This window comes from Yersinia sp. 2542 StPb PI (assembly GCF_048593855.1).
GTDB lineage: Bacteria > Pseudomonadota > Gammaproteobacteria > Enterobacterales > Enterobacteriaceae > Yersinia > Yersinia enterocolitica_E.
Genome location: NZ_JAZGQA010000032.1, coordinates 19,780 through 30,682 on the forward strand (window position 1 = coordinate 19,780; position 10,903 = coordinate 30,682).

Sequence of the window (10,903 nt, forward strand, 5' to 3'; positions counted from 1 at the left end):
GTTATTATAGTTAGGATGATAAACAGTTCTTCCCGCAGTTATGAGCCTACCCCTTATGGGTAGTGCGGGTGTTGTCTGGTATCAATAAAGCAGTGGGGATTACCTTCTCCTCACTGCTTTATGATGAATCTGTGACAAATAACCGTTCTGTTTAACAAGCCTGATGATACAGCGCCATAATTTCATCAATCGATGCTTCACGCGGGTTCCCGCCGGTACATACATCCGCGAAGGCTGCTGCTGCCAGCGCGGGAATATCATCAGCCAGCAGACCCACCGCACTCAGGGATGACGGAATGCCAATATCACGGTTCAATTCAATTACTGCCTGAATGGTTTGCTCACGAACCTGTGCCAATGACCCACTCAGGGCATTGTCGAGGCCCATCGCCATCGCGATTTGACGCAAGCGTTCACCGGTATAAGCGGCGTTATAACGCATGATATAAGGCAGTAAAATGGCGTTGGCGACACCGTGTGGCATGTTGTAAAACGCCCCCAGAGGGTGTGCCATACCATGAACCAACCCCAGCCCTACGTTTGAGAACCCCATTCCAGCGATATACTGCCCAAGTGCCATATCTTCGGTGGCGGCGGCATCACCTTGCACAGAAGCCCGCAATGAACGACTGATGACTTCAATGGCTTTAAGATGCAAAGCATCTGTCAGTTCCCAAGCCCCTTTAGTCAGATAACCTTCGATGGCGTGGGTCAACGCATCAACCCCGGTCGCGGCTTTCAGGGCCGCTGGCATACTGTCCATCATGTCAGCATCAATAAATGCCACTGCCGGAATAGCATGAGGATCGACGCAAACAAATTTGCGCCGCCGCTCTTCATCAGTAATTACATAGTTAATGGTCACTTCTGCCGCAGTACCGGCTGTGGTTGGAATGGCCAGAATAGGTACACAAGCGTTGCGGGTGTCAGCCACCCCTTCCAAACTGCGCACATCAGCAAACTCAGGATTATTGATAATAATGCCGATGGCCTTGCTGGTATCTTGTGGCGAACCGCCGCCCAGCGCGATGAGATAATCCGCCTCGCTTTGGCGAAAAACAGCCACACCTTGTTGTACGATGGCGATTGTCGGGTTGGGCGTTACCGCATCAAAGACAGCAAAATCCAGACCGGCCTGTTGCAAGCGGCTGATTAGGCAAGCCGCGACACCGCACTCCATCAGTATTTTGTCGGTGACCACTAACGCTTTTTTATATCCCCGCCGTGTCACTTCATCGGTGAGCGCATCCAGTGAACCGCGCCCAAACCACGCCATTTCGTTTAAAATCATTCTGTTCATGACTGATTCCTCTCGGTATTTTAACCCGCACGCTAATCTTCAACCCGTAAACCGTAGGTTTTGAATTTCTCCAGTACCACGCTGATTTCTTCTTTGGATAACACCGGCACCTCATCGACAATCGGCAAGATAGCCAGCAGCAGTGTTGCCAACACCTCAACTTCATGAGCAAGCCACAACGCTTTGGCCAAATTCTCCTCACAAGCAATCAGGCCATGGTGCTGCAACAGCGTGGCCTTGCGGTGCTTCATCGCCACGGCGACATGTTCAGACAGCGCTTTGGTACCAAAAGTGGCGTAGGGCGCACAGGGGATATCATCGCCACCGGCAGCGGCAATCATGTAATGAATCGCCGGGATCGGGCGGTTAAGAATCGATACTGCGGTGCAATGGACTGAGTGGTTGTGTACCACCGCATTGGCGTCTGCCCGGGTATGATAAACCGCCTGATGAAAACGCCACTCACTGGAAGGGACTTTGCCAGGCTCATGGTGGCCGCTGGCATCGATATAAACAATATGCGACTCCGTCAGTTTGTCGTAGGCAATACCGGAGGGCGTAATCAAAAATCCATCCTGATAGCGCACACTAACATTGCCAGCCGTCCCTTGATTCAACCCTAAACGGGTCATTTCCAGGCAAGTATTGATAATATCGCGCGCCAGTGCTTCTCTCTTCATTTGTTCCTCTCTTAAGATGCAAATACCTAAATATAAAAATGCATTGAATAATGGATGTAGGTGAATAAGCGTTAACAACTGTGGATATATCTTTCGCTCATTTAATTCAACTGAGAAATAAAGCACACCAAAATGTGAGCCATGTCATGACTATTCATAACTTAATCGCAATTTAGATCTTATTTATTTGCATGAAATGTCCGTTTGAAAAAACAATATGGACAAACGGTCAAGTGACGCGAATGATTAAATGTCGGGTTATTTTACTATAATTGACCGTTTGTGACAGAAATAGAAAAATCGGTCATTACCTATGTGTGTTTGAAACACAATTCATTTCAAACGGTCATGAAATGTTTTTATTTAAAGTGACTGTCATCACAAAATATCAGCATTGAGTTACCAATGTGATTCAGCTCATACTTTTTAGCGATTTTTACCTTATAAAGAACGGGACTTATCGCAATGAGGATATTTAAATTTGTCACTCAGGCAGTTGTGGCTCGCCAGAGAAAGTATCACTCATTAAACAAAAATAATTCCGTCGAACATTACAAACTTTCGGACTAGTGAAGTATCTGACGAGGGCATCATGGGAAATATTTTAATACAAACAGATAGCACTAAAATTTCCGCCTCGGTAAGTGACGAGGCTGCAAATAAAAAAAGGTATCTGATTCCTTTCGCATTACTGTGTTCACTGTTCTTCCTTTGGGCAGTAGCAAACAACCTAAATGATATTTTATTACCTCAATTTCAGCAGGCTTTCACCCTGACCAACTTTCAAGCAGGGCTGATTCAATCCTCCTTCTATTTTGGCTACTTCTTAATCCCAATACCTGCCGGGATATTGATGAAAAGGTTTAGCTATAAGGCGGGGATTATTACTGGATTACTGTTCTATGCCTTCGGGGCGGCATTGTTCTGGCCTGCGGCCGAAACGATGAATTACACCTTGTTTTTAATCGGATTATTTATTATCGCTGCCGGTTTAGGTTGCCTGGAAACGGCTGCCAATCCTTTTGTTACTGTATTGGGGCCAGAAAAAACCGGTCACTTCCGTATTAACCTGGCACAGACCTTTAACTCTTTCGGGGCCATTATTGCGGTAGTGTTCGGCCAAAGCTTAATACTCTCCAATGTGCCCCACCAAACACAGGAAGTGCTGGATAAATTGTCTGCTGAGGATTTGAATAGCTATCATCATAGTTTAGTAAAAGCTGTTCAATTACCCTATCTGATTATTGTTGCTGTGGTTATTTTTGTTGCGCTATTAATTTTAATCACTCGTTTCCCGGCAATAAAAAGTGAATCGGATGATTCGCATAACGGTTCTTTCTTTGCATCACTACCACGGTTATTAAAGATAACACATTGGCGCTGGGCGGTATTAGCACAGTTCTGTTATGTTGGCGCACAAACCGCATGTTGGAGCTATTTAATTCGTTATGCCATTGAAGAGCTACCGAATATCACACCGGGATATGCGGCTAATTATTTAACGGCCACCATGGTATGTTTCTTTATCGGTCGATTCAGTGGCACCTGGTTAATTACTCGTTTCGCACCAGAGAAAGTTTTAGCGGCTTATGCATTTATCTCTATGCTGTTATGTATTATCTCTGCGGCCTTCGGCGGACACATTGGATTATTAGCACTCACCCTGTGCAGTATGTTTATGTCAATCCAATACCCAACCATATTCTCATTAGGCATTAAGAATCTAAATCAAGACACTAAATATGGCGCATCTATTATTGTTATGACCATTGTCGGTGGTGGTATCGTCACCCCGATCATGGGATTAGTTAGCGATGCGGCAGGGAATATACCTACGGCTGAAATTATTCCTGCTTTATGTTTTGCCATTATCTTTATTTTTGCCAAGTACAAAACAGTTCCCGTTAATTAATAATACGGGTAACGGACAAATTAACATTAAATTCTTGCTACTGAACACAAGGACTAATAATGAAAAAGACAATTCAATTACCTAAAATTGGCATTCGCCCGGTCATTGATGGACGCAGAATGGGTGTACGTGAATCGCTGGAAGAGCAAACCATGAAAATGGCCCGTGCCACCGCAGAGTTTCTGCAAGAGGTGGTACGCCATCCTTGCGGCACGCCCGTTGAATGTGTCATTGCTGATACCTGCATTGCCGGCATGGCAGAATCCGCCGCCTGTGACGATAAATTCAGCGCACAGAATATTGGCCTAACCATCACGGTGACACCTTGTTGGTGCTACGGCAGCGAAACCATTGATATGGACCCGTTCCGCCCGAAAGCTATTTGGGGCTTTAATGGTACCGAACGCCCTGGCGCGGTCTATCTGGCAGCAGCACTGGCGGCGCACAATCAAAAAGGATTGCCAGCCTTCTCTATTTACGGCCATGACGTGCAGGATGCTAATGACACCCGCATCCCTGCCGATGTGCAGGAAAAACTGCTGCGCTTCGCTCGCGCAGGTTTAGCCGTTGCCAGCTTAAAGGGCAAAAGTTACCTCTCTCTCGGTGGGGTATCCATGGGGATTGCCGGCTCCATTGTTGACCATAACTTCTTTGAATCCTGGTTAGGAATGAAAGTGCAAGCGGTCGATATGACAGAGTTGCGCCGCCGCATTGATCAGAAAATCTATGACGAGCAAGAGCTAGAGCTGGCGTTGTCATGGGCAGATAAAAACTTTAAATACGGACCGGATAAAAACGCAGAACAATACCGCCGTTCAGCGGAAAGCAGCCGCGCGGTACTGCGTGAAAGCCTGCAAATGGCGTTATGTATCCGCGACATGATGCAAGGTAATCCAACACTGGCAACGAAAGGTTTTGGTGAGGAAGCCTTGGGCTATAACGCCATTGCTGCCGGTTTCCAGGGTCAGCGCCACTGGACCGATCAATATCCAAATGGTGATACCGCTGAAGCCTTGCTGAATAGTTCGTTCGACTGGAATGGCGTGCGCGAACCGATGGTTGTCGCCACCGAAAACGACAGTTTGAACGGCGTGGCGATGCTATTTGGCCATACCCTGACCGGCACCGCGCAGATCTTTGCGGATGTCCGTACCTACTGGTCACCGGAAGCGGTACAGCGGGTTACCGGCCATCAACTGGAGGGGGTTGCCGAACACGGCATTATCCATCTGATTAACTCCGGTTCTGCCGCGTTGGACGGCACTTGCCGCCAAAACGATGCGCAAGGTAAACCGACCATCAAACCGCACTGGCAAGTGAGCCAGCAAGAAGCCGATGCTTGTCTGGCGGCAACCGAATGGTGCCCCGCTATCCATGAATACTTCCGTGGCGGTGGCTTCTCTTCGCGTTTCCTGACCCGTGGCGGTGTGCCATTCACCATGAGCCGTATCAATCTGATTAAAGGCGTCGGGCCGGTCTTGCAAATTGCCGAGGGCTGGAGTGTCGAATTACCGAAATCCGTTCACGACACCCTGGACAAGCGAACCGATTCAAGTTGGCCAACCACCTGGTTTGCTCCACGCCTGACCGGCAAAGGGCCATTCAGCGATGTTTACTCGGTAATGGCGAACTGGGGAGCTAACCATGGCGTGCTGACCATCGGCCATGTCGGGGCGGACCTGATTACACTCGCCTCGATGTTACGCATCCCGGTGTGCATGCATAACGTCGAAGAAGAGAGTGTTTACCGGCCAACTGCGTGGGGCGCGCACGGTATGGATATCGAAGGGCAGGATTACCGCGCCTGCCAAAACTACGGCCCATTGTATAAAAGATAATGTGATGTTTGAGCAGGGTCGCAGGTGTGGAGCACTCCTTACCTGAGTCATAAAACAACCCTTGCTGTCAGCAAGGTGAACGAAGGGTTTATCGTGCCCCGAGGGTTTAGCGACTCACATCGTTACCGCCTCGACGCCCCATATTCCCTTCGTTCCACGTTATTCGCCCCCCGTGGCAAGACATTTTCTGCCTGACAGCAGTAACAGGAGCATTTATGAAGCGCGATGTGGTCATTGTTTTAGATTGCGGCGCAACCAATATCCGGGCGATCGCAGTCGATCCTCAAGGTGTGGTGGTGGCGAAAGCTGTGATGCCGAACCACAGCCAACCCGATCCGGCTAATCCGCAATGGCAGTTATGGCCGCTCGATGGCATCTTGCACAGTTTCGCTCAGTGTTGCCGCCAATTACTGCCACAGATTCATCAGGATAAGATCCATGGCATGACTGTCACTACCTTCGGTGTAGACGGTGCATTGGTGGATGCCAACGGCAAAATGCTGTACCCCATTATCAGTTGGAAATGCCCGCGTACCGTGGCGGTGATGGAGAGTATCTCCCGCTATATGTCTGCTGAAAAGTTACAGCAAATATCCGGTATCGGTCAGTTCAGTTTTAACACCTTATACAAGTTGATTTGGTTACAGGAAAATCGACCCGATTTAGTTGAACAAGCCCATGCCTGGCTGTTTATTTCATCTTTAATCAACCATCGCCTCACCGGAGAATTTACCACCGACCGCACCATGGCTGGCACCAGCCAACTGTTGGATGTGAAACGTGAGCAATTCAGCAGCACGATTTTACAAAAGATCGGTATTCACGCTGATTTATTCCCACCAATGGTGGCCGCCGGTGAAATCATTGGTCAGCTACTGCCAGATATCGCCGCAGAGTTAGGGTTACCCGCGGGTTTGCCGGTGATATCAGCCGGTCACGATACCCAGTTTGCATTATTTGGTTCGGGTGCCGATTTGGATCAACCGGTACTGTCATCAGGTACCTGGGAAATTCTGATGGTTCGGACCCCAAAAGTGAATACGACACTATTGCCACAATTTGCCGGTTCCACTTGTGAACTTGATAGCTGCCCAAGGTTGTTTAACCCAGGTTTGCAATGGCTGGCTTCAGGGGTACTGGAATGGGTGCGGCAGTTGTATTGGCATAACGAAGCCAGTGCCGAGGTCTACCAGCAAATGATTAGTGAAGCTGAGGCTATCGTTCCCGGGGCAAACGGCATACGTATGAATTGCAACCTACTGGGCAGTGCTCAGCATCATCAATCGGGCGGCTGGCAAGGGGTCTCGCTGGCGGCGCGGCGCGGGCATTTTTACCGTTCTGCGTTGGAAAGCCTTACCTGGCAGTTAAAAAGCAATCTGTCATTACTCGAAGAGATTGGTGAATTCCGTACCCGCGAACTGCTGCTGGTTGGCGGTGGTAGCCGTAATACCTTGTGGAACCAGATCAAAGCCGATGTGCTCAATCTGCCCATCAAAGTAATTGATGAAGCTGAAACTACGGTTCTGGGGGCGGCGTTGTTTGTCTGGAGTGCCACTGGCTATTACCGCAGTGCTGAACAAGCGCGGGGGCAGGTCAATTACCGCTATCAATACTATCAGCCTGGCGAGCAACAACCGCTTTATCAGGCACTGAGCGACAGCCCATATCCCATTACTGAAGGAGCCATTCATGCTTAAAACTATTTCGCCATTACTGTCACCACAACTGCTAAAAACGCTGGCAGAGATGGGGCACGGTGATGAAATAATCTTTTCGGATGCCCATTTCCCGGCGCACGCGATTGGAAAAAACGGTGGCCCGTTGGTGATTCATGCCGATGGTTTATCTGTTAGTGCATTGCTAGCGGCCACTATTCCGTTATTTGAACTGGACAGCTACGCACCACCATTGGTAATGATGGCCGCGGTGGCAGGCGACACCCTTGATGCCGCGGTTGAAAAACGCTATTTACATGCCCTGTTTGGTAGCCAGGAAGCGTTGCCAGTGGAACGTATTGATCGTTTTGCGTTTTATCAGCGCGCTCAGCAAGCCTATGCCATCGTCATCACCGGAGAGACCGCCAAATACGGTAATATTCTGTTAAAGAAGGGGGTGACGCCTGTTTTTTAAACCCGTGATCACGTAACCTCATCCCTTTAGCCATGTACTCTTTGTTGGTATTAACTGATGTGTTGGTATTAACCAATATATTAATATCAATCAATGTATACATGGCTTTGCTGACGGAGAGGATCATGAAAGCATCTCGTCACCAGAAAATCCTGCAACATATCAAACAGCATGAAACGCTGACAACCGCAGATCTGGCTCAGTTACTTGAGGTCAGCCAAGAGACCATTCGCCGTGACTTGAACGAGTTACAGGCGCAAGGGCTGATCATCCGCCAGCACGGGCGCGCCAAAAGCATTAAGCGTGCCACCAAAGACAGCGGCGATCCTTTCACCACCCGGCTAAAAAGTCACCTATCCAGCAAAGCCAGCATTGCCGACCATGCCCTGTCACTGATTGACAGTGGCATGGTGATCGCATTGGATGCCAGTTCCACCTGCTGGTATTTAGCCAAAAAGCTGCCCGATATCGATATAACGGTGTTTACCAATAGTGTGCGGATTTGCCAGGAATTGGTGAAACACCAAAATATTGAGTTGATCAGTGCCGGTGGCCGCTTACAGCGTAAATATGCCTGCTACGTTAACCCCGCACTCTTTTCACTGCTAAAAACCATCGAAATTGATCTGTTTATTTTCTCGTGCGAAGGCATTGATGCCGACGGTACCTTATGGGATTCAAACCCGTTTAATGCCGAATTCAAGACCATGCTGTTAAAACGGGCCACGCAATCCATCTTACTGATCGACAAAAGTAAAATGTGCCGAACGGGAGAGGTAAAAATCGGGACGCTGGATGATGTAGAACAGGTCATCTCCAATGTCGATGCAGAGTAACTGATGGCGCAGACTTGCTCTACGCCGCTAAGCTGCCCTTCACCTTACTGACCGTAATAGGCTTTTGCACCATGCTTGCGCAGATAGTGTTTATCCAACAATGTTTGCTGCATATTAGCCACCGCAGGCCGAAGTTGATGAGTAAACAGGTTCATATAAGCAATTTCTTCCAGCACTACCGCGTTATGCACCGCACTGGCCGCATCGCTACCCCAGGCAAACGGGCCATGGCCATTGACCAGAACCGCCGGAATTTCCCCCGCACTTAACGCCTGATGGGCAAAGGTTTCGACAATGACATTGCCGGTTTCATACTCATAGTCGCCAGCAATTTCGGCATCAGTCATAAGGCGGGTGCATGGGATGGGGCCATAGAAATAATCAGCATGGGTGGTGCCTAATGCTGAGAGCGACTTACCCGCCTGCGCCCAAATGGTGGCGTGGCGAGAATGGGTGTGGACAATACCACCTATTTCGGGAAAGGCCCGGTATAGCACCAGATGGGTATCGGTATCGGAAGACGGTTTTTTATTTCCCTCCACCACCTTACCGGTTGCCAAATCCACCACCACCATGTCATTCACACTCATGGCCTCGTATTCAACACCAGAGGGCTTAATCACCACTAACCCGCGCTCACGATCAATACCGCTGACATTACCCCAGGTAAAAGTCACGAGCTTATATTTTGGTAATGCTAAATTAGCGTCAAAAACCTGTTGTTTTAACTGTTCTAACATGATGCCACCTCATGAAATAATATTCAGTACGGCAATTAACAATCACCAATAACGCACATGATGTCGTTAGATTATTTAATGGCTGTAATTAAACAAGCAACTCGCTATAAATAGCCATCATTGGCAATGAGCCTAATAAATAAGAAAACTGTTAATTAAAAACAACTAACTTAAATCCGTCATTCAAAAGCTATTATTCAGCCCAGGCTTTATCTATCCCCAAACATAATATCCGGCTGCAAACTAACCTAACTCTATTTATGGCTAAATTAAAGAGGATGAAAGGCGAGTCAATCATCAAACAAAAGAAATCGGTTGTATTCGGTCACATTCGGGCATGCTTACCATGCCCGAATGTGTGTTTTTATTACCAAGATTGACCATTCGTAAGGCAAAGAGGCCCTTAATATGAGGTATGAATCACATTATTTATGATAATTAAATGGATCAGTAATTAATATATGTGACCTTCACCACACAATCTCAGCGAAAAATATTCCTTAAAGCAATACTTGAATTCAGTCACTGTATAAACAGCAGATAAATACCAATATACCATCATCGTATTTGAAGCCGCAGAAGTGCTACCTGCAATGCCAACCACTTCAGGTATAGCAGCATGGGTGCTACGGGTGCTACGGGTGCTTTTTAGCATTAAGCGCTAAGACAATTTTTGAGGTAAATATGTTACAAGCCGAACGCTATAAAATCATCTGTAGCCATGTGCAGCAGCAAGGCTCGGCGCAGGTAACTGAGTTATCGGTATTATGCCAGGTTTCGCGAGAAACTATTCGCCGTGACCTGACGGTGCTGGAAAAAAAGCAAAAACTGATCCGTAGCTTTGGTGGCGCGGTGGCACTGGATGGCCCTGATCTCTCCGTCATTGATATTAAAGAGACCCACTACAGCCTTAATGCTATTGATCGGGCCGAATCCTTCCGTAAACGTACGGAGGAACACCCTGATACTAAAATGAAAATTGCTAAAGCAGCATTACAATTTATCCATCCGGGCGACTGTATTTTACTGGATAACAGTAGCTCTTGCTGGTTTCTGGCACGCCAAATCCCAGACATTGAGATTACCGTCGTCACCAACTCAGTGAAGATTATCCAGGCACTGGCCTGCCGTGACAAAGTGCGCATCATTGGTATTGGCGGTGAGTATTCTGCTCGCCATGATGACTTCCATGGCCCGGTGGCGGAGAATGCTATCCGCAATTTCCAGATCAATACTTTTTTCTTCTCTTGCCAGGGTATTAATCAGGAAAGTGGGGTGCGTGATGGCAATGATATTAACGCCAAGTTAAAACAAGTTATGTTACAAGTTTCGGGCCAAAAAATATTATTGGCCGACTCCAGTAAATTTGACCAGTATGCATTTTGTAAAATATGCATGTTAGATGAAGTCGATATTCTTATTACTAATAGATTAAGTTCGCAAAACTATCGCAGTGACAATCCAAAA

9 protein-coding genes are annotated in these 10,903 nt (G+C 47.7%); 6 read left to right on the forward strand and 3 right to left on the reverse strand.

What is annotated here, in order from left to right:
* Positions 1–151: 151 nt before the first annotated feature.
* Both fucO and V1952_RS06420 read right to left on the reverse strand, forming a co-directional pair.
* Positions 152–1,300, reverse strand: coding sequence for a lactaldehyde reductase (gene fucO, locus V1952_RS06415; protein WP_372558105.1), 1,149 nt, complete (start codon positions 1,298–1,300; stop codon positions 152–154).
* A 32-nt stretch (positions 1,301–1,332) separates the two neighbouring features.
* A complete protein-coding gene (locus V1952_RS06420) occupies positions 1,333–1,980 on the reverse strand; it encodes an L-fuculose-phosphate aldolase (RefSeq protein ID WP_005181951.1) in 648 nt (215 codons plus the stop codon).
* Positions 1,981–2,572: 592 nt separating this feature from the next.
* Here V1952_RS06420 and fucP point away from each other — a divergent pair.
* The 5 genes from fucP to fucR all read left to right on the forward strand — a co-directional run bounded on the left by fucP (position 2,573) and on the right by fucR (position 8,696).
* Positions 2,573–3,892 (forward strand): L-fucose:H+ symporter permease, encoded by a 1,320-nt coding sequence (gene fucP / locus V1952_RS06425; RefSeq protein WP_420071258.1) that lies wholly within the window; start codon positions 2,573–2,575, stop codon positions 3,890–3,892.
* A 59-nt stretch (positions 3,893–3,951) separates the two neighbouring features.
* The gene (gene fucI / locus V1952_RS06430) at positions 3,952–5,730 is read left to right on the forward strand and encodes an L-fucose isomerase (RefSeq protein WP_420074479.1); all 1,779 of its coding nucleotides are present in this window, start codon (positions 3,952–3,954) and stop codon (positions 5,728–5,730) included.
* Positions 5,731–5,945: 215 nt separating this feature from the next.
* Entirely contained in the window at positions 5,946–7,427 is a 1,482-nt protein-coding gene (gene fucK / locus V1952_RS06435; protein WP_420074480.1) for an L-fuculokinase, read from the forward strand.
* On the forward strand, positions 7,420–7,860 hold the full coding sequence (gene fucU / locus V1952_RS06440; protein ID WP_083160291.1) for an L-fucose mutarotase: 441 nt from the start codon (positions 7,420–7,422) through the stop codon (positions 7,858–7,860). The genes fucK and fucU overlap by 8 nt, the downstream gene beginning before the upstream one ends.
* A gap of 101 nt (positions 7,861–7,961) precedes the next feature.
* Positions 7,962–8,696, forward strand: a complete 735-nt coding sequence (gene fucR / locus V1952_RS06445) for an L-fucose operon activator (protein ID WP_372558101.1) — start codon at positions 7,962–7,964, stop codon at positions 8,694–8,696.
* 44 nt (positions 8,697–8,740) lie between these two features.
* Here the strand turns inward: fucR and V1952_RS06450 are convergent, their stop codons facing one another.
* Positions 8,741–9,436, reverse strand: coding sequence for an L-ribulose-5-phosphate 4-epimerase (locus tag V1952_RS06450; RefSeq protein WP_372558100.1), 696 nt, complete (start codon positions 9,434–9,436; stop codon positions 8,741–8,743).
* A gap of 684 nt (positions 9,437–10,120) precedes the next feature.
* On the opposite strand from V1952_RS06450, the gene V1952_RS06455 reads away from it, so the two are divergent.
* On the forward strand, positions 10,121–10,903 hold a 783-nt coding region (locus V1952_RS06455; protein WP_420074481.1), incomplete at its 3' end, for a DeoR/GlpR family DNA-binding transcription regulator.